The sequence below is a fragment of the Cronobacter sp. 153480017-3 genome, from assembly GCF_053627815.1.
In genome coordinates this window covers 471,648-490,609 of sequence record NZ_JBSEYN010000001.1, presented here as the reverse complement: position 1 = coordinate 490,609, position 18,962 = coordinate 471,648, and the positions used below count along the sequence as shown (strand labels likewise).

Annotated in this window: 20 protein-coding genes; 11 read left to right on the top strand and 9 right to left on the bottom strand. The window is 57.8% G+C overall.

All coding sequences use genetic code 11. From position 1 onward, the window contains the following. The first annotated feature begins 54 nt into the window (after positions 1-54). On the top strand, positions 55-762 hold the full coding sequence (locus tag ACUW6V_RS02380; protein WP_004387862.1) for a phage antirepressor KilAC domain-containing protein: 708 nt from the start codon (positions 55-57) through the stop codon (positions 760-762). Between the two features lie 156 nt (positions 763-918). Here ACUW6V_RS02380 and ACUW6V_RS02375 read toward each other — a convergent pair whose 3' ends face one another. After that, a complete protein-coding gene (locus tag ACUW6V_RS02375) occupies positions 919-1,515 on the bottom strand; it encodes an NAD(P)H-dependent oxidoreductase (RefSeq protein ID WP_454037945.1) in 597 nt (198 codons plus the stop codon). 113 nt (positions 1,516-1,628) lie between these two features. On the opposite strand from ACUW6V_RS02375, the gene ACUW6V_RS02370 reads away from it, so the two are divergent. Both ACUW6V_RS02370 and ACUW6V_RS02365 read left to right on the top strand, forming a co-directional pair. Further along, positions 1,629-2,216 carry a TetR/AcrR family transcriptional regulator gene (locus ACUW6V_RS02370; protein WP_454037944.1) on the top strand — a complete coding sequence of 196 codons (588 nt, stop codon included), beginning with the start codon at positions 1,629-1,631 and terminating at the stop codon, positions 2,214-2,216. A gap of 160 nt (positions 2,217-2,376) precedes the next feature. Beyond that, entirely contained in the window at positions 2,377-3,162 is a 786-nt protein-coding gene (locus ACUW6V_RS02365) for a DUF3750 domain-containing protein (protein WP_454037943.1), read from the top strand. A gap of 98 nt (positions 3,163-3,260) precedes the next feature. Here the strand turns inward: ACUW6V_RS02365 and ACUW6V_RS02360 are convergent, their stop codons facing one another. The 3 genes from ACUW6V_RS02360 to pth all read right to left on the bottom strand — a co-directional run bounded on the left by ACUW6V_RS02360 (position 3,261) and on the right by pth (position 5,965). Next, positions 3,261-3,929 (bottom strand): YecA/YgfB family protein, encoded by a 669-nt coding sequence (locus ACUW6V_RS02360; protein ID WP_104673248.1) that lies wholly within the window; start codon positions 3,927-3,929, stop codon positions 3,261-3,263. Between the two features lie 220 nt (positions 3,930-4,149). Beyond that, a complete protein-coding gene (gene ychF, locus ACUW6V_RS02355; RefSeq protein ID WP_004387866.1) occupies positions 4,150-5,241 on the bottom strand; it encodes a redox-regulated ATPase YchF in 1,092 nt (363 codons plus the stop codon). 139 nt (positions 5,242-5,380) lie between these two features. Continuing rightward, entirely contained in the window at positions 5,381-5,965 is a 585-nt protein-coding gene (gene pth / locus ACUW6V_RS02350; protein WP_004387867.1) for an aminoacyl-tRNA hydrolase, read from the bottom strand. Between the two features lie 267 nt (positions 5,966-6,232). Here pth and ychH point away from each other — a divergent pair, with 267 nt between their 5' ends. Then, positions 6,233-6,508 carry a stress-induced protein YchH gene (gene ychH, locus ACUW6V_RS02345; protein WP_007850694.1) on the top strand — a complete coding sequence of 92 codons (276 nt, stop codon included), beginning with the start codon at positions 6,233-6,235 and terminating at the stop codon, positions 6,506-6,508. Between the two features lie 131 nt (positions 6,509-6,639). Then, positions 6,640-7,686, top strand: a complete 1,047-nt coding sequence (locus tag ACUW6V_RS02340; protein WP_080320648.1) for a MerR family transcriptional regulator — start codon at positions 6,640-6,642, stop codon at positions 7,684-7,686. Between the two features lies 1 nt (position 7,687). On the opposite strand, the gene dauA is transcribed toward ACUW6V_RS02340, so the two are convergent. The 4 genes from dauA to lolB form a co-directional block, all read right to left on the bottom strand. Continuing rightward, positions 7,688-9,367 (bottom strand): C4-dicarboxylic acid transporter DauA, encoded by a 1,680-nt coding sequence (gene dauA / locus ACUW6V_RS02335; RefSeq protein ID WP_085662607.1) that lies wholly within the window; start codon positions 9,365-9,367, stop codon positions 7,688-7,690. A gap of 121 nt (positions 9,368-9,488) precedes the next feature. Continuing rightward, a complete protein-coding gene (gene prs, locus ACUW6V_RS02330; protein WP_004386060.1) occupies positions 9,489-10,436 on the bottom strand; it encodes a ribose-phosphate diphosphokinase in 948 nt (315 codons plus the stop codon). 127 nt (positions 10,437-10,563) lie between these two features. After that, a complete protein-coding gene (gene ispE / locus ACUW6V_RS02325; RefSeq protein WP_104677017.1) occupies positions 10,564-11,433 on the bottom strand; it encodes a 4-(cytidine 5'-diphospho)-2-C-methyl-D-erythritol kinase in 870 nt (289 codons plus the stop codon). After that, the gene (gene lolB / locus ACUW6V_RS02320) at positions 11,430-12,053 is read right to left on the bottom strand and encodes a lipoprotein insertase outer membrane protein LolB (protein ID WP_104673055.1); all 624 of its coding nucleotides are present in this window, start codon (positions 12,051-12,053) and stop codon (positions 11,430-11,432) included. The genes ispE and lolB overlap by 4 nt, the downstream gene beginning before the upstream one ends. Before the next feature lie 199 nt (positions 12,054-12,252). Here lolB and hemA point away from each other — a divergent pair, with 199 nt between their 5' ends. From hemA to kdsA, 6 genes are read left to right on the top strand one after another with little or no spacing between them, the layout of a single operon-like run. Next, positions 12,253-13,509 (top strand): glutamyl-tRNA reductase, encoded by a 1,257-nt coding sequence (gene hemA, locus ACUW6V_RS02315; RefSeq protein ID WP_004386063.1) that lies wholly within the window; start codon positions 12,253-12,255, stop codon positions 13,507-13,509. A 37-nt stretch (positions 13,510-13,546) separates the two neighbouring features. Beyond that, on the top strand, positions 13,547-14,629 hold the full coding sequence (gene prfA / locus ACUW6V_RS02310; RefSeq protein WP_007868426.1) for a peptide chain release factor 1: 1,083 nt from the start codon (positions 13,547-13,549) through the stop codon (positions 14,627-14,629). After that, positions 14,629-15,486 carry a peptide chain release factor N(5)-glutamine methyltransferase gene (gene prmC, locus ACUW6V_RS02305; protein ID WP_142969021.1) on the top strand — a complete coding sequence of 286 codons (858 nt, stop codon included), beginning with the start codon at positions 14,629-14,631 and terminating at the stop codon, positions 15,484-15,486. The genes prfA and prmC overlap by 1 nt, the downstream gene beginning before the upstream one ends. Before the next feature lie 6 nt (positions 15,487-15,492). Then, on the top strand, positions 15,493-15,888 hold the full coding sequence (gene sirB2 / locus ACUW6V_RS02300; RefSeq protein ID WP_004388050.1) for an invasion regulator SirB2: 396 nt from the start codon (positions 15,493-15,495) through the stop codon (positions 15,886-15,888). Next, positions 15,885-16,694, top strand: a complete 810-nt coding sequence (gene sirB1 / locus ACUW6V_RS02295) for an invasion regulator SirB1 (protein WP_004388051.1) — start codon at positions 15,885-15,887, stop codon at positions 16,692-16,694. Before sirB2 ends, sirB1 begins: the two co-directional genes overlap by 4 nt. A 40-nt stretch (positions 16,695-16,734) precedes the next feature. Then, complete coding sequence (gene kdsA / locus ACUW6V_RS02290; protein WP_004388052.1) at positions 16,735-17,589, top strand: 3-deoxy-8-phosphooctulonate synthase; 855 nt, start codon at positions 16,735-16,737, stop codon at positions 17,587-17,589. A gap of 218 nt (positions 17,590-17,807) precedes the next feature. Here kdsA and chaA read toward each other — a convergent pair whose 3' ends face one another. Further along, a complete protein-coding gene (chaA, locus tag ACUW6V_RS02285; RefSeq protein ID WP_454037942.1) occupies positions 17,808-18,911 on the bottom strand; it encodes a sodium-potassium/proton antiporter ChaA in 1,104 nt (367 codons plus the stop codon). Between the last annotated feature and the right edge of the window lie 51 nt (positions 18,912-18,962).

The following is an 18,962-nucleotide window of genomic DNA, read 5'->3' as shown; positions in this document are numbered from 1 at the left end:
CTACAAAGCACCAGGTGTTGTTGTAATTGAGTTAGTGAATGAGTGGTGAAACCTATGATGATTCCGCTGGAAAATCTTAATGCTCAGGATCAATCGGTCACAATGAGCAGCCGTGAAATCGCGACGTTAACAGGGATTGCCCACAGTGAAGTGAAGCGCATGATTAAAAGCCTGGAAACGGCGCAGCGCCTGTCCCAGCCTATCGGCATTAATCTGTACGAACGGGAAGGGGAGATGCGTCAGGAGTTCTTACTGAATAAACGCGACTCGCTGCTGACGGTGGCGCGCATTTCGCCCGCCTTTACCGCCGAAATGCTCGATCGCTGGCAGGAACGCGAACGTAACGCCAGCCTGCCGGACTTTACCAACCCGGCCGCCGCCGCGCGCGCCTGGGCCGAGCAGTATGAAAAGCGTCAGCGGGCGGAGCAGCAGCTGGCTCTCTTCGCCCCTAAAGCCGAGTTCTTCGATCGTTTCGTGCAGGTCGACGAGTCGCTTGGCTTTCGCCAGCTGTGCAAAATGCTGAAGGTGAAGGAGCCGGAATTCCGCCAGTTTCTGCTGGAGCGCAACATTATGCAGCGCGCCAACGGTACGCTGGTGCCGCAGCACCACCACCTGCAGGCGGGTTACTTTACGCTGCGCTCCGGTGTGGGCGAAAACCTGCACACCTTCGCCCAACCGCGTTTTACCGCGCGCGGCGTGAAATGGGTGGCAAGCCTGTGGGCCGCGCACCTCGCCGCACAGACCAACGGCGCCGCGGCCTGACGGCCCGGCGCACCGTGAGCGTCCGGCTGCGTCTTGATTCGCTTTTCACCTGCGGTTATTTGCGGGGTTTAGCGGATAAGAGAGACGCGCCGGATGGCTGTTTCCTCCGCGTTTATTCCCGTTATCTCTCTGTAACCCCTTCTCTGGCTGACGCGCTTATGCTGACGTGGTAAATATTTTCGCGCCCAGCACGCGTGCGCATTCCAGGGCGTCGTCAGGCGTACTGAGATCCGGCAGAAACAGCGTTTCGTTGGTGATAACCGGCGCGCCGCAGTAATCGAAAATCCCGTGGGCGATTTGCGTGTCCCAGGCCTGGTGATAACCGTGTTTATCGAACGTTTTTCTGTCCGCGCCGCCGATACTCACCAGATGCACCGGCAGATGCCCCAGTTTTTTGACTACTTTCCCTTCCGGGCTTTCTTCATACGCCCAGCCGTTTGAAAAAACGCGATCGATCCAGCCTTTCAACAGCCCCGGCATCGACCACCAGTACACCGGAAACACCAGTACCAGCGCGTCGGCGTGATTGATACGCGCCTGCTCGCGGGCGACGTCTGGCGGCACCGGTGCAGTTTTCATAAACGCGGCGTAATCGTGCTCGTTAAAGACCGGGTCGAAGCCTTCGCGTGTGAGATCGGCAATGTCGGCGGTATGACCGCTACCGTCACGGGTAATGCCTTCGGCCAGCGCGTGCGCGACGCGGTGGGTCAGAGATGACGCTAACGGATGGGAAACGACGATTAATGCGTGCATATTCACTCCTCCTGCGTTGCCATCGGGTGACGACAGACGTAATCTGATATACTAAAAGTAACCTACCATTGGTAAGTTACTTTTAGTAGGTAATTCTGTCAAGGAGAAACGCCGTGTCTGAAATTCGCACGCGCCAGCGGCTAAGCCGCGATGCGCGCCACACCCAGCTTATTGAAATGGCCTGGCAGATTATTCGTGAAAAGGGCACCGAGGCGCTGACGCTTGGCAGGCTCGCGGAACGGGCGGGCGTCACAAAGCCGGTGGTCTACGATCATTTCACCAGCCGCTCCGGCCTGCTGGCGGCGCTTTACCACGAATATGAAGTGCGCCAGAACCGCAAAATGGATGAGGCGATCGCACGCGCTCAACCTGAACTGTTGCCGCTGGCAGCGGTGATCGCCGATGCGTATATCGAATGCGTGCTGTTGCAGGGGCGTGAAATGCCAAATGTGATGGCGGCGCTCACCGGCACGCCGGAGCTTGAAAAGCTGCGTCAGGATTACGCGGTGGAATTCATCAGTAAATGCCGCACGCTGTTTGCGCCGCTGCGTTCGGATAACGCCCTGCGTGACGCCGCGCTGTGGGCGATGTTTGGCGCTGCCGAAGGGCTTTCCTGGGCCGTCACGATGGGCGCGATTGATGCCGCACAGGCAAAAGCAGAATTACGCGATGCGATTGTCGGAATGGTAGAGAAGAGATAAGCCGCAAGTGGTGAGCATAACGCTGGCTTTCTCAAAAGCGCATGACATGCCTGTTCGAGGCATGTCGCGATATTCGTAGCACAAAACGAACTTTGCTGGATATAAATACAGCGTTAGGATGGTGTCATTGTGATCTATTTTTAACCACACCTGGCCCCGCATGTTCCTGATTAAAATGCTGTTACTGAGTTTTCTTTGTATCACTCTGCTGTCACTTGCCGCGAGCGTCGGCCAGAAGATGTATCACCATGAGCCACTTTCGCAGCGTGGCTGGTGGGCTGCCCGCAGCGACTCCGCGGGGCTCGCACCGGATCCGAGAAAAAACGCCCGGCTGGCATTGGTGCAGGTTTACGCCGCGCCGACATGGGGCTGGAAAGGCGTGGTCGCGGTCCATCCCTGGATAATCTATAAGCGCGCCGGAGAAACCCATTACACCCGCTATGAAGTGATTAGCTGGGGCGCAGGTAAGAAAGTGCGGCGCAACCAAAACGTGCCGGACGGTTACTGGTATGGCTCGAAACCCCGCCTGCTGGTTGAGCATCGTGGCAAGGAAGCCGAAGCCATGATCCCTCAAATTGAAGCGGCTATCGCCTCCTGGCCGTGGCCAGAGACTTATCGCGTCTGGCCTGGCCCAAACAGCAACACGTTCATCGCCCATATCGGGCGGGAAGTTCCTGCGCTGAAGCTGGATATGCCCGCCAATGCTATCGGCAAAGATTTTCGCTCGCTGCGCCATTTCGTTGGCTTACCGCCGTCAGGACGCGGCGTTCAGGTCTCTGTTTTGGGCGTGGCGGGATTTACGCTGGGCGCGGAAGAGGGGCTTGAAATTAACATTCTGGGGCTGAATATGGGACTGGATCTCTCGCCACTTAAACTCAGGCTGCCCTTTATTGGCGGAGTGGGAAGCGATAATTTGCAGAAAAACAGGGAAGGCGGCGAGGGATAAACTGTCGTTTACGTATTGATGAACACGTTCCGGTGATATTTTGTCCCGGCTTTCTGTCCTGCCGCCGCCAAAAAAATGCGCCCGCAGGCGCATCGTGTTTAGTGCAGGCAGCAGTGCTTATACTTTTTACCGCTGCCGCAAAAGCAGGGATCGTTTCGCCCAGGCTTTTGTTCGGCCACCACCGGCTGCTGCGGCTCAGGCACCGCTTCCGGCTGGGCTATCCAGTAATCATGCAGCGCCAGCGCGGCGGGGCGGATAGCAGCGAAACTCGCTTCGAGTGCTTCCTGGGAGAGCGATTCCAGCTGTGGGAAGTTCTCTTCCTTGCCGTGCAGGGCGATGGCGTCCAGCGCGGGCTGCAGCGATTCCGGCAGTGATGACCAGTCGCCGAGTGCCACGCCGCGCAGATAGCCAAAGCACCACTCTTCCACCACGGTAAATTCCTGGCCTTCGGTCTCGCGCATGCCAAACAGCGGATCGAACTGATCGGGGAATTCCGCGAGACGATCGGCGATATCGTTCATATGCTGGAAGCACAGATCCATAAAGCGGTTCATCTCACGCTCGTTGCTCCAGCGGGGAATGCGGTTTTGACCGCCCCACAGCGCGACCAGCCATTGGCTCGGCTCAATCGTTTTTGGGCCGGAAAGCACGGCGGTCAGCAGGCCATCGAGCTCAGCGACATCGACAATCGAATCCTCGCTGCCATACTTTTCCAGCATCTCGTCAAGCCATTCCAGCTCTTTCTCGGTCAGCGGGCCTTCTTTCATCATGTTGCCTCCTCGGCGCTTAGGTCCAGGACCGGCAGTGTAAACACTTACCCTGTCCCTTTAGTCATCAATCTGTTAACCGCGGCGTTATCCGCTAAAGATACGACGCGCTTAAAACGGGTATTCAGGACGAAAAGAAAAATCCACGCCAGAGCGTGGATTTTACATTCTCAGTCAGCTTTATGAGATGAAAAACCATCCCACACGCGAAAAGAAATGGTCAGACGTTGAACAGGAAGTTCATGATATCGCCATCTTTGACGATGTAATCTTTGCCTTCGGCACGCATTTTACCGGCTTCTTTCGCGCCCTGTTCGCCTTTGTAAGCGATGAAATCGTCATAAGCGATGGTTTGCGCGCGGATAAAGCCTTTTTCGAAATCGGTGTGGATTTTACCCGCCGCCTGCGGGGCGGTGGCACCGACAGGAATGGTCCAGGCGCGCACTTCTTTCACGCCAGCGGTGAAATACGTCTGCAGGTTCAGCAGCGCGTAACCGGCGCGGATCACGCGGTTCAGACCCGGCTCTTCGAGGCCCAGCTCCTGCATAAACTCATCGCGCTCTTCATCGTCAAGCTCAGCGATATCCGCTTCCACGGCGGCGCACACCGGCACAACCACAGAGCCTTCTTTCGCGGCGATTTCACGCACCTGATCCAGGAACGGGTTGTTCTCGAAACCGTCTTCGTTGACGTTCGCGATGTACATGGTCGGCTTGAGCGTCAGGAAGCTCAGGTATTTGATGAGATCTTTCTCTTCTTTGCTCAGATCCAGCGCGCGCAGCATACCGGCGTTCTCAAGCTGCGGCAGGCATTTTTCCAGTACGGCCAGCTCGGCTTTGGCGTCTTTATCGCCGCCTTTGGCTTTCTTGGAGATACGATGAATCGCACGCTCGCAGGTATCGAGGTCAGAAAGCGCCAGCTCGGTATTGATGGTATCAATATCTTCCGCCGGATTTACTTTGCCCGCGACGTGGATGATGTTGTCGTTTTCAAAGCAGCGCACCACGTGGCCGATAGCTTCGGTTTCGCGGATGTTGGTCAGGAACTGGTTGCCCAGACCTTCGCCTTTGGACGCGCCCTTCACCAGACCGGCGATATCCACAAATTCCATCGTGGTCGGCAGAATACGTTGCGGCTTCACGATCTCGGCGATTTTGTCCAGACGCGGATCGGGCATAGGCACGACGCCGGTGTTCGGCTCAATGGTACAGAACGGGAAGTTCGCCGCCTCAATACCTGCTTTGGTCAGCGCATTGAACAGAGTGGATTTACCGACGTTCGGCAAGCCGACGATACCGCATTTGAATCCCATGGTTTACATTACCTTAATTGCTTGTTTATCAGAGGGTTAAAATTAACCCGATGATGAGAAATGGTGTTATTTGGCTATTATACACGTAACGGGCGCGCAACGGGGGAGAAATCGCCCTTATGCCGCGCCGGCGCGCGGTTTATTGCGCTTTAAAACTGTGCAGACGGTTAGTGGCTTTGGTTAAGCCGTCCTGCAGCCAGATTTCGGTGCAGCGTGCCGCTTCGTCCACGGCCTCGTCAATCAGCTTTTGCTCGCTCACTGGCGGTTTGCCAAGCACAAAGCCGACAACTTTGTTTTTATCGCCCGGATGACCAATGCCCAGCCGTAAGCGGTGAAAATTAGGGTTATTCCCCAGCTTGCTGATGATGTCTTTCAGGCCGTTATGACCGCCATGACCGCCGCCTAATTTGAACTTCGCCACGCCTGGCGGCAGATCGAGTTCATCGTGCGCCACCAGAATTTCATCCGGCGCGATACGGTAAAACGTGGCCATCGCCGCCACGGCTTTGCCGCTCAGGTTCATAAAAGTGGTCGGCACCAGCAGGCGCACATCGTTGCCGTTCACGTTGATGCGTGAGGTATAGCCGAAAAATTTAGCCTCTTCTTTCAGCGGGGCGCGAAAGCGATCCGCCAGCAGATCCACATACCATGCGCCCGCGTTATGACGGGTGGCGGCATATTCCGCGCCGGGGTTCGCAAGCCCGACTATCAGTTTAATCGTCACGTTACTGTTCCTGAAAACCTCTGTTTGCGGCGTAGTTTACTGTGCTGTCGCGCAGATCACAAAACCGCGTCGCACCGATGAATGGAAATCAATAATCACAATCATGAATAATTAGATTTTCATGTAATTCATTGGCTTATTTGTAAAGTTTCGTCCAGAGAAAGTTCATAATTGTGATCCCCGGCGCAACCCGCATTTATAAGCGTTGCCTATACTTTACACATAAATAACAGGGATACTTTCCCGCCCATTCTTCCGGAGGTGACTATGAAACGCAAAAACGCGTCGTTGCTCGGCAATTTCTTGATGGGGCTGGGGTTAGTGGTCATGGTTGGCGGGGTCGGTTACTCCATTCTCAACCAGCTGCCGCAGCTAAACCTGCCGCAGTTTTTCGCGCATGGCGCGGTATTAAGTATCTTCGTCGGGGCCGTGTTATGGCTGGCAGGCGCCCGCGTTGGTGGTCATGAACAAGTGTGCGATCGTTACTGGTGGGTGCGCCATTATGACAAACGCTGCAAGCGCAACCATCACTCCAGTTCATAATGATTACTCTCGTTAATACGTAAACGCTGTAAAAGCTCCCGCCGGTCGGGAGCTTTTTTTATGATACGCTCTTGACCCTTACGTTACGTCAGGGCTCACAGTGGGCTTCGAAAGGGAAGAGGAGAGGCGTTATGTTGCTACAGGTTGGTGAACTCGCAAAGCGCGCCGGGCTGACGGTCCGCACGCTGCATCACTACGAAAGCCTCGGTCTGCTCATTCCCTCCGGCCGCACGGCCGCCGGTTACCGTCTCTATAACCGCGATGATATTCAGCGCCTGCATCATATTCAGGCACTGACGCGAATGGGGTTGAGTCTGGCGCAGGTGCGGGAGTGTCTGGAGAGCGGCAGCATGACGCTGCCGGAAGTCATTGACACGCAAATCACCCAGCTGAATGCACAGCTTACGCGTACCGCGATACTGCGCGACCGGCTGGTGGTGCTGCGTGACGGGCTTCTGGCCGGTTGTGAGCCGGATCTTCAGGAATGGCTGAAAACACTGGAGTTAATGACGATGTATGAGAAATGGTTTTCGCACGACGAACTGAAACAGCTGCCGTTTGCGCAGGAAAACGCCGAGCGCGAAGCGCAGTGGGCGGCGCTGGTGAATGAGGTTAAGGCAGCGGTTTCTCAGGGCGTACCGGTCAGCAGTCCGGCTGCGCAGGCGCTCGCCACGCGCTGGATGGAAACGCTGGAGCGGGATACCGCGGGCAACCCTGCGTTCCTGACTCGCCTCAACGACATGCATGCCGCCGAGCCTGCGATGCGCGATAAAACTGGTATTACACCGGAGATAGTCGACTGGATCACGCATGCCTTTGCCGAAAGCAAGCTTGCTATCTACGAGCGTTATCTGACGCCCGAAGAGTACGCGTTCACCCGTGAGCACTATTTTGATCGCATGATGGAGTGGCCGCCGCTGGTGGCGAAACTTCATGCGGCAGTGGACGCGCAGCTCTCCCCGCAAAGCGAAGAAGCGCGCGAAATTGCGGCGCACTGGCTGACCCTGTTTTCTTCGTTCGCTGGCGATAACCCGCAGACGCAGCAGAAATTTCGGGAGGCGATGATGCGCGAACCGCATCTTTCTAAAGGCACCTGGATGACGCCGGAAACGCTCGCCTGGCTGCAACAGGCATTCGGCGCGTTGATGCAGGCGCAGGGGGCTGCGCCTGCACGTTGATTCACGGCGCGGCTAAGGCTGCGTCGCTCCCCGGGAAGAAAGCAAGACGCCCAGGGATGGGCTGAACGCCTGCGCGCGCCAGCGTGCGCAGCGGCTGGAATTCGAGATGACAGATACGCAGCTCGCAGCCATCCGGCAGGCGTTCAATAAAGCGTTGCAGGGCATCCAGGCCACCCGCGTCCAGCACCGGCACCGCGTCCCATTGCATCACGATAACGCGTTTGCCTGCCGCCTGCGCCAGCAGCGGCGTAAAGACGCCTTCGGCCGCGGCGAAGAACAGCGGCCCGGTCACCCGCACGGCCAGGACATCCTCTGGTACGGAAACATTCAGCGGCGCGAGCCGCGTCATGCGCGCCACCCGGCGCATAAACAGTAGCGAGGCCAGCACCACGCCGACGCTGATGGCTATCACCATATCAAACAGCACCGTCAGCGACATGCAGATAAGCATCACGACGATGTCATCCTTCGGCGCGCGGCGCAGCAGGCCAATCACCTTATGCGCTTCGCTCATATTCCACGCCACCATCAGCAGCAGGGCGGCCATCGCCGAGAGCGGAAGCCAGGAGAGCAGCGGGGCGAGCGCCAGCAGCGCTAACAGCACCAGTAGCGCATGGAACACCGCGGCGACAGGCGAAGTAGCACCCGCGCGGACGTTGGCCGCCGAACGGGCTATCGCGGCGGTGGCGGTGATGCCGCCAAAGAACGGCGCGACCAGATTACCAAGCCCCTGGCCGATTAGCTCACTGTTGGCGTTATGGCGCGTACCGGTCATGCCGTCCAGCACGACCGCACACAGCAGGGATTCGATAGCGCCCAGCACCGCCATAGAAAACGCGGCGGGCAGCAGCGCGCGCAGCGAATCCAGACTTAACGTAAATGACGACCCCGGCAGATCCCACGGCAGCACCAGTTGTGGCAGGAGCGGCGGAATACCGCTGCCCTGGGTGCCGTCTGCCAGCAGGTAGTGAAAGCGCGAACCAATGGTTGCGACATCGCCGCCCAGCAGATGAACGACGCCCATCACCGCGCAGCCCGCCAGCAGCGCCGGTAAATGCCCCGGCAGGCGGATGCCGAGACGCGGCCAGAACACCAGCACACCCAGCGTGACGATACCAATCGCCGCATCGCCAGGATTCAGCCCAGGCAGCGCCACCGCCAGCGCGGCCACTTTCGGCAGGTAATGTTCCGGCATATGCGCGATGTCGAGGCCAAAGAAATCTTTGATCTGCATGGTCGCGATGGTAATGCCGATGCCGGAGGTAAAGCCCAGCGTGACCGGCAGCGGAATATACTCAATCAGTCGCCCGAAACGCGCCAGACCGAACAGAATTAAAAAGATACCCGAGAGCAGCGTCGCCACCAGCAGCCCGGAAAGCCCAAATTGCTGCGCGACAGGGTAGAGAATGACCACAAACGCGGCGGTCGGCCCCGAGACGCTGTAGCGCGAACCGCCGCTCAGCGCGATAACAATGCCCGCGATGGCGGAAGTATAGAGGCCGTATTGTGGCGGCACGCCGCTGCCAATAGCCAGCGCCATGGCGAGCGGAATGGCGATAATGCCGACGGTGATACCAGCAATCAGATCGCGGCTCAGCCGTGAGACGGTATATTTTTCACGCCAGCAGGCTTCCACCAGCGCACGGAAAGGAAGGATTTGCGAGAGATATTGGGTGTTCACGATATTTCATCCATGCGTTCACCACCATGTAAAAAAATATACGATGATGAATACATAAATCATACAAATAAAACAAAAGAATAAAAAAACCCGCCGGGGCGGGTTTTTACGCTCAGTCCGATTAATGCTCGAACATGGCGGAGATAGATTCTTCGTTGCTGATACGACGAATCGCTTCGGCCAGCATACCGGAGAGGGTCAGCGTGCGCACATTCGGCAGCGCTTTGATCTCTTCAGACAGCGGGATAGTGTCGCAGACGACCACTTCATCAATCACGGAGTTGCGCAGATTATTCAGCGCGTTGCCGGAGAAAATCGGGTGGGTGGCGTAGGCGAAAACGCGTTTAGCGCCGCGCTCTTTCAGCGCTTCAGCCGCTTTGCACAGGGTGCCGCCGGTGTCGATCATGTCATCTACCAGTACGCAGTCACGACCTGCCACGTCACCAATGATATGCATCACCTGAGAGACGTTAGCGCGCGGACGACGTTTGTCGATGATAGCCATGTCGGTATCGTTGAGCAGTTTTGCGATGGCGCGAGCGCGCACCACGCCGCCGATGTCCGGAGAAACCACAATCGGGTTATCCAGGTTCTGCTGCAGCATATCTTCCAGCAGAATCGGGCTGCCGAAGACGTTATCTACCGGCACATCGAAGAAGCCCTGAATCTGTTCTGCGTGCAGGTCCACAGTGAGAACGCGGTCAACCCCTACGCTGGACAGGAAATCCGCCACCACTTTCGCGGTGATAGGCACACGCGCGGAACGCACGCGACGGTCCTGACGGGCATAACCAAAATAAGGGATAACGGCGGTAATACGACCTGCGGAAGCGCGGCGCAGGGCGTCGACCATGACAACCAGTTCCATCAGGTTGTCGTTGGTGGGGGCACAAGTGGACTGGATGATGAAAATATCACCACCGCGTACATTTTCATTAATTTGTACGCTGACTTCGCCGTCGCTAAAGCGACCGACAGCAGCGTCGCCGAGGGAAGTGTACAGGCGGTTGGCAATACGTTGTGCTAGTTCCGGGGTGGCGTTACCAGCAAAAAGCTTCATATCAGGCACGAGAAGAACCTCAGGCATGCGTCCAGTGGTGGATGGCGGCGCCGCAAAACGCGACAGGAAGCAGGTTCGCCATCCAGGCGGTGTATTTAAAGAGCATGGCGCAACGTCTGGAACAGAGGTGACGTTGTCACCACGACTCAGTTTGCCCGGCGATGGCTTGCTGTAACGGGGAGTGGTTGACGCCTCGCGCAACAAAACCCTTCAGCCATTCCGGGGCTTTCTCAAGCACCCGGCGGGCCTCGGATTCGGTGTTAAATTCAGCAAACACACAAGCTCCGGTGCCGGTCAGGCGCGACGGCGCGTATTCTAACAGCCAGGAAAGCGCGGCATCAACCTCACGAAAACGTTTTCTTGCGATATGCTCGCAATCGTTGTGAAATTCACATTTCAGCAACGTTTCCATTGACCGGACGGGCGTATCGCGCGTGAGCTCCGGATCCCCGAAAATCACGGGTGTGGGAATGCTCACGCCCGGGTGCGCCACCAGATACCATTTCTCCGCAGGGCTTGCAGGCGTCAGCAGTTCGCCAACCCCTTCGGCGAAGGCCGCACGGCCTCGCACGAACACCGGCACGTCGGCACCAAGTTGCACGCCAGGTTGCGCCAGTTCATCTTCGCTAAAGCCGGTCTGCCAGAGATGATTGAGCGCCACCAGAACCGTCGCGGCGTTGGACGAACCGCCGCCGAGCCCGCCGCCCATCGGTAAACGCTTCTCCACGCCCAGATCCGCCCCCGCGCCCTCAGGCAGCCGTCCGGTTTCACGAGCGCGCGCCATCAGAAGCCTTGCGGCGCGCATGATGAGATTGTCCTCTTGCGCCACGCCCTCAACGGGAGTCACCAGCCGAAGCTCGCCGTCCATGCGCGGCGTTATCAGCACCGTGTCGCCATAGTCGAGAAACTGAAACAGCGTCTGTAAATTGTGATAGCCGTCGTTACGACGGCCCGTGATATATAAGAAAAGATTAAGCTTCGCCGGGGAGGGCCAACGGGTCATTATTTAACAATCCAGTTATCCATTTTGAGCTTGATGCGCTGGTCGCCTTCGCGCAGCTCCAGGTTCGAGGGCATCGCAGGCTGGGTTTTGGTGTCGTAACCGCCGTATACCACCTTCCAGGTTTTGCCGTTTTGGGTGTAATTCACTTCGCGTAAACGATACTGATCGTCAAGCGCGTAGTCAGTCGCATCGCCCGGCAGGCCGACAATCCACTGGCGCAGACTATTGAGCGGAATCGGCATGCCGGTCAGTTTGCCGATCATCTCCTCGGCATCCGTGGCCTGATAGTGTTTACCTTTGTTATCCACCAGTTCCACGGCACCCGGCTTCGCGTTCAGCTCAAGCTCGGTGCTGCCAAGCGGATTAGTGAGCAGCAGGCGATAGTTTTCTTTGCCGGTCTGCTGCCAGAAGAAACGCGCGTAGACTTTCTGCTGGTCGGAAAGATAGGCGAAAGCGCCGCGGGTCTGGAACTGCGCGAGATTTTGCACCTGCTGTTGGTGCTGTCGCCACTGGGGAGAGTCGGGGCTTTTGCCAGGGCCTTGCGGGGCGTGGCTGACGCAGGCGGTCAGCACCAGGCTCGCCAGCGGGGCGAGAGACCAAAAACGCACAGAAGAAATCGCCATAACAGGAACAAATCCTTGATGTTGATTGAGGTTATAACCCTTCATGCTAGCGTCAGGGGCTGAGGGCGTCTATGGTCAAGTTGTCTTAAATCATGAATCTGTCTATTACTCCAAAAGAGGCGGTTCTCTTTTATTGACCTTACGCATCCTGTATGATGCGCACAGCAAACCTTATCAACGCTGGTACTATTCCCGCTCCATGACCCTGTTAGCTCTCGGCATCAACCACAAGACGGCTCCTGTTTCGCTGCGAGAACGCGTGACGTTTTCGCCGGATACGCTCGACCAGGCGCTGGAAAGCCTGCTGTCGCAGCCGATGGTGCAGGGCGGTGTGGTGCTCTCGACGTGTAACCGCACGGAGCTTTACCTGAGCGTTGAGGAACAGGACAATTTGCACGACAAGCTCGTGCGCTGGCTGTGCGATTATCACAATCTCGACGAAGAGGAAGTGCGCAACAGCCTCTACTGGCACCACGATAACGACGCCGTCAGCCATCTGATGCGCGTCGCCAGTGGTCTCGATTCGCTGGTGCTGGGCGAGCCGCAAATCTTAGGCCAGGTGAAAAAAGCCTTCGCCGATTCTGGTCGCGGCCACGCGAACGCCAGCGAGCTGGAACGCATGTTCCAGAAATCCTTCTCCGTCGCCAAACGCGTGCGTACTGAAACCGATATCGGCGCCAGCGCCGTGTCGGTAGCGTTTGCCGCCTGTACGCTGGCGCGGCAGATTTTCGAATCGCTCTCGACGGTCACCGTGATGCTGGTCGGCGCGGGCGAAACCATCGAGCTTGCGGCCCGTCACCTGCGCGAACATAACGTGCAGAAAATGATCATCGCCAACCGTACCCGCGAGCGCGCCCAGCGCCTGGCGGATGAAGTCGGCGCGGAGGTCATCGGGCTTGGCGATATCGACGAGCGCTTAAAAGACGCCGATATCATTATCAGCTCCACCGCAAGCCCGCTGCCGATTATCGGCAAAGGCATGATGGAGCGCGCGCTGAAGGCCCGCCGCAACCAGCCGATGCTGCTGGTGGATATCGCCGTGCCGCGTGATGTCGAGCCGGAAGTGGGCAAGCTTGCCAACGCCTATCTTTACAGCGTTGACGATCTGCAGAGCATCATCCAGCACAACCTCGCGCAGCGTAAAGCCGCAGCGGTGCAGGCGGAGTCTATCGTCGAGCAGGAAGCCTGCGAATTTATGGCCTGGCTGCGCGCCCAGAGCGTCAGCGAGACCATCCGCGAGTATCGCGCCCAGGCCGATCAGGTGCGCGAAGAGCTCACCAGTAAAGCCCTGGCGGCGCTGCGCACCGGCGGCGACGCCGAAGCCATCATGCAGGATCTGGCGCGCAAGCTGACCAACCGCCTGATCCACACCCCAACCAAATCTCTTCAGCAGGCTGCCCGTGACGGGGATGATGAACGCCTGCATATTCTGCGCAACAGCCTCGGGCTGGAGTAGCACAACACAATTCTAATTACAGGGTGATCTACCGCCTATGAAGCCTTCTATCGTTGCCAAACTGGAAGCCTTGCAGGAGCGTCATGAAGAAGTTCAGGCTCTGCTGGGCGATGCGGGTACGCTTGCCGATCAGGAGCGTTTTCGCGCGCTGTCGCGCGAGTATGCCCAGCTGAGCGACGTTTCGCGCTGTTTCCTTGAATGGCGCCAGGTCCAGGAAGATATGGAAACCGCGCGCCTGATGCTAAGCGACCCGGAAATGCGCGATATGGCGCAGGACGAGCTGCTGGAAGCGAAGGCTAAAAGCGAAGCGCTGGAGCAGGAGCTTCAGCTTTTGCTGTTGCCGAAAGATCCTGACGATGAACGTAACGCGTTCGTGGAAGTGCGTGCGGGCACTGGCGGCGATGAAGCCGCGCTGTTCGCAGGCGATCTCTTCCGTATGTACAGCCGTTACGCCGAATCGCGCCGCTGGCGTGTGGAGATCATGAGCGCCAGCGAAGGCGAGCATGGCGGTTATAAAGAAGTCATCGCCAAAATCAGCGGCGAGGGCGTCTACGGGCGTCTCAAGTTTGAGTCCGGCGGGCATCGCGTACAGCGCGTTCCTGCGACCGAATCTCAGGGGCGTATCCATACCTCCGCCTGCACTGTGGCGGTGATGCCGGAGCTGCCGGAAGCCGAACTGCCGGACATCAACCCGGCGGATCTGCGTATCGACACCTTCCGCTCCTCCGGCGCGGGCGGTCAGCACGTTAACACCACCGACTCCGCCATTCGTATCACCCACCTGCCGACCGGCATTGTGGTGGAGTGCCAGGACGAGCGCTCACAGCACAAGAACAAAGCCAAAGCGCTGGCGGTGCTGGGCGCGCGCATTCACGCCGCCGAAGTGGCCAAACGCCAGCAGGCGGAGGCCTCCACGCGCCGCAATCTGCTCGGCAGCGGCGATCGTTCGGACCGCAACCGCACTTACAACTTCCCGCAGGGCCGCGTGACCGATCACCGCATCAACCTGACGCTTTACCGTCTTGACGAAGTGATGGAAGGCAAACTGGACGCGCTCATTGAGCCGATTATCCAGGAGCATCAGGCCGATCAGCTGGCGGCGCTGGCTGAGCAGGAGTAATGGAATATCAGCAGTGGCTGAAACAGGCCATCGAGCGTCTCACTGCAAGTGAATCTCCGCGCCGCGACGCGGAGATCCTGCTGGCGTTTGTGACCGGCAGGACGCGCACGTTTATCCTCGCCTTTGGCGAAACCGCGCTGACTGACGATGAACACGCGCGGCTCGATGCCCTGCTGGCGCGCCGCGCCGCGGGCGAGCCGGTGGCGTATCTCATCGGCCAGCGTGAATTCTGGTCGTTGCCGCTGGAGGTTTCCCCGGCAACGCTTATCCCCCGTCCCGATACCGAATGTCTGGTGGAGCAGGCGCTGGCGCGTCTGCCGGCCACGCCGTGCCGCATTCTCGATCTCGGCACCGGCACCGGCGCGATTGCGCTGGCGCTCGCCTCCGAGCGTCCTGACTGCCACGTCACCGCGCTGGATGTCATCCCGGAGGCTGTGGCGCTTGCGAAACGCAACGCACAGCGGCTCGGCATCGACAACGTCACGATTTTGCAAAGCCACTGGTTTTCCGCACTGACGGACGCGCGTTTTTCGCTTATCGTCAGCAATCCGCCGTATATCGATGGCGACGATCCGCATCTCTCGCAGGGCGACGTGCGTTTTGAGCCAATAAGCGCGCTGGTGGCGGATGACGCGGGCCTGGCCGATCTTGAAACGCTGGTGACTGAGGCACGGCGCTTTCTTGAGGATAACGGCTGGCTCATGCTGGAACATGGCTGGCAGCAGGGCGAGGCGGTGCGCGAACTTTTTACGCGCGCGGGCTATCAGGCTGTTGAAACCTGCCGCGATTATGGCGGTAATGAACGTCTGACGCTGGGACACTATCGCGACACACAGGATCGCAACACACAGGAGTAAGGCAGCATGGCCGCTTATTTTGCAGTAAAACACCTACATATTCTGACGGTGGTGATTTCCATCAGTCTGTTTATTTTGCGCTACTGGTGGCAGTACCGCAGCTCGCCGATGTCCTCAAAGCGCTGGGTGCGCATTGTGCCGCATGTCAACGACACCGTATTGCTCGGCAGCGGTGTGGCGCTGGTACTCATCACGCATTTTTATCCTTTTACCCCACAGGGCGCATGGCTGACTGAAAAGCTCTTTGGCGTTATCATCTACATCGTTTTAGGCTTTATCGCGCTCGGGCGTCGCCCGCGCAGCCAGCAGGTCCGCTGGATTGCCTTCCTGCTTGGGCTGGTGGTGCTTTACATCATCGTGAAACTCGCCACCACTAAAGTACCGCTATTGGGGTTGATATGAAGTCGTTGGCCGATTTCCAGTTTAACAACGCGCCGCTCTGTGACGGCATGATTTTGGTTTCACAGCATATCCGCGACGATTTTCCGGTGCAGGACGTCTACGACCAGCTCGAAAGCCTGGTGCGTCTGGCCCGTGAAGAGATCTGCGAAGGTTCACATCAGGATACGCAGCTTGAGCGCCTGCTGGAGCTGTTTTACGGCGAGTGGGGCTTTAGCGACGCGCGCGGCGTTTACCGCCTGTCTGACGCGCTGTGGCTGGACAAAGTGCTAAAAAAACGCCAGGGCAGCGCGGTGTCGCTCGGGGCTATTCTGCTGTGGATAGCCGGGCGTCTTGATATTCCGCTGATGCCGGTGATTTTCCCGACGCAGCTGATTCTGCGCGCCGACTGGATGGATGGCGAAATGTGGCTCATCAACCCGTTTAACGGTGAAACGCTCGATGAACATACGCTTGAAGTCTGGCTTAAAGGCAACATCAGCCCGGTGGCTGAGCTTTATATGGATGACCTGGAAGAGTCTGAACACAGTCTCGTCATCCGCAAACTGCTCGACACGCTGAAATCGGCGCTGATGGAAGAGCGGCAGATGGAGCTCGCGCTGCGCGCCAGCGAAGCGCTGCTGGAGTTTAACCCGGAAGATCCGTATGAGATCCGCGACCGCGGACTGATTTACGCCCAGCTCGACTGCGAGCACGTGGCGCTCAATGATTTAAGCTATTTTGTGGAGCAGTGCCCGGAAGATCCGATTAGCGAGATGATTCGGGCGCAGATTAACTCGATTTCGCACAAGCAGATTACCCTGCACTAAGCGCGGCGTGTACCGATTTACACAGGATAAAGGCGACAATATGAAACAAAAAGTGGTTAGCATTGGCGACATCAACGTCGCGAACGATCTGCCGTTCGTACTGTTTGGCGGCATGAACGTGCTGGAATCGCGCGATCTGGCGATGCGCATCTGCGAGCACTACGTCACCGTGACCCAGAAGCTCGGCATTCCTTACGTTTTCAAAGCGTCTTTTGATAAAGCCAACCGCTCCTCTATTCACTCTTACCGCGGCCCGGGCCTCGAAGAAGGGATGAAAATCTTTCAGGAGCTGAAGCAGACCTTTGGCGTGAAAATTATCACCGATGTGCACACCGCCGAGCAGGCACAGCCGGTTGCGGATGTCGTGGACGTTATCCAGCTGCCGGCCTTCCTGGCGCGCCAGACCGATCTCGTGGAAGCGATGGCGAAAACCGGCGCGGTCATCAACGTGAAAAAACCGCAGTTCATCAGCCCGGGGCAGATCGGCAATATCGTCGATAAATTCAAAGAGGGCGGCAACGAGCAGGTTATCCTGTGCGATCGCGGCACCAACTTTGGTTATGACAACCTGGTAGTCGACATGCTGGGCTTTGGCGTAATGAAGAAGGTCTCTGGCAACGCGCCGGTGATTTTTGACGTGACCCACGCGCTGCAGTGCCGCGACCCGTTTGGCGCCGCGTCCAGCGGTCGTCGCGCCCAGGTGACCGAGCTTGCCCGCGCTGGTATGGCGACCGGCCTCGCAGGGCTCTTTATCGAAGCGCACCCGGACCCGGAAAACGCGAAATGCGACGGCCCGTCCGCGTTGCCGCTGGCGAAGCTCGAAGCGTTCCTCACGCAGATCAAAGCGATCGACGATTTGGTGAAAAGCTTCCCGGAACTCGATACCGAGCATTAATCGGCCAGGTCGTAAAAAGAAAACCCCGCGATGCGGGGTTTTTTTGGGGTAATAAGGCGGGGGCGCAGGCTTACCCGCCCTACGAAAACATATTTAGCCTCTTATCGTAGGGTGGGTAAGCGAAGCGCACCCACCGCCCCAATGCACTAATCAGGTTCACGTAGGGTGGGTAAGCAACGCGCACCCACCATTCCAGCGCAGCGCGCCCACCAAAAACTCTACGCAAAAATCGTCATCAAATACGCCGCGAACAGCGCCAGATGCGCGCTGCCGTTCAACACATTCGTGCGCCCGGTGGAAAACGAAATCTGACACAGCATCAACGCCGCGAACATCACCACCATTTCCGGCGCGCCGAGCGCAAACTGCAAATCGTTGCCGGTCAGAATCGCGATAATCGTCACGGTCGGCACGGTCAGCGAAATGGTCGCCAGCACCGAGCCGAAAAAGAGATTCATCGCGCGCTGCACCTGATTATTCAGCACCGCTTTCAGCGCGCCCAGGCCTTCCGGCGAGAGGATCAGCAGCGCCACCAGGAACCCTGTAAACGACACCGGCGCGTTAAGATGGCTTAACAGCGCTTCAAGCGGGTTCGCGTTCATCTTGGTCACTGCGATCACCGCGACCAGATGCACAATCAGCCACACCGCGTGCCACAGGCTGCTGTGCGCCGACGGCTTACCGTGGTGCGGATCGTCGTCATCGCTCTCGTCTTCATGCTCATAAACAAACAGGCTCTGGTGCGTTTTGGTCTGGATAAGCAAAAACACGCCATACATCGCGGCGGAAATCATCGCCACCAAAAGCGACTGGCCGGTAGAAAAGTTACCGCCCGGCAGCGCCATCGGAAACACCAGCACAATCACCGCCAGTGGGAAAAGGGCGATCAGATACTGTTTAATCCCGAAAAGATTTACATATTGCGTGGCGAATTTACGCCCGCCGAGCAGCAGCGCCACGCCCACCAGGCCGCCGCTGACAATCATAATGATCGAATAAAGCGTATCGCGCATCAGCGTCGGCGCGGCATCGCCCGTCGCCATGAGCGCGGAGATCAGGCTTACTTCAAGGATAACGACTGAAAGACTCAGAATCAGCGATCCATACGGCTCGCCGAGGCGATGCGCCAGCACATCCGCGTGGCGCACCACGCTAAACGCGCTGCTCAGAATCGCGACCAGCGCCAGCGCGTTGATGCCGATAATCACTGGCAGCGACTGGCTGGAACCCCAGAACGCCAGCACCGCCAGCGCTAATACCGGGAAAATGAGAGAAGACTCCTTATGGCGGGTCTTCACCGCCTCATGGTTTGTTTTTGTCACGTTAATTCTCCAGAGAAGCAGGTGATAATCATTATAGTGATGAGGAAGACA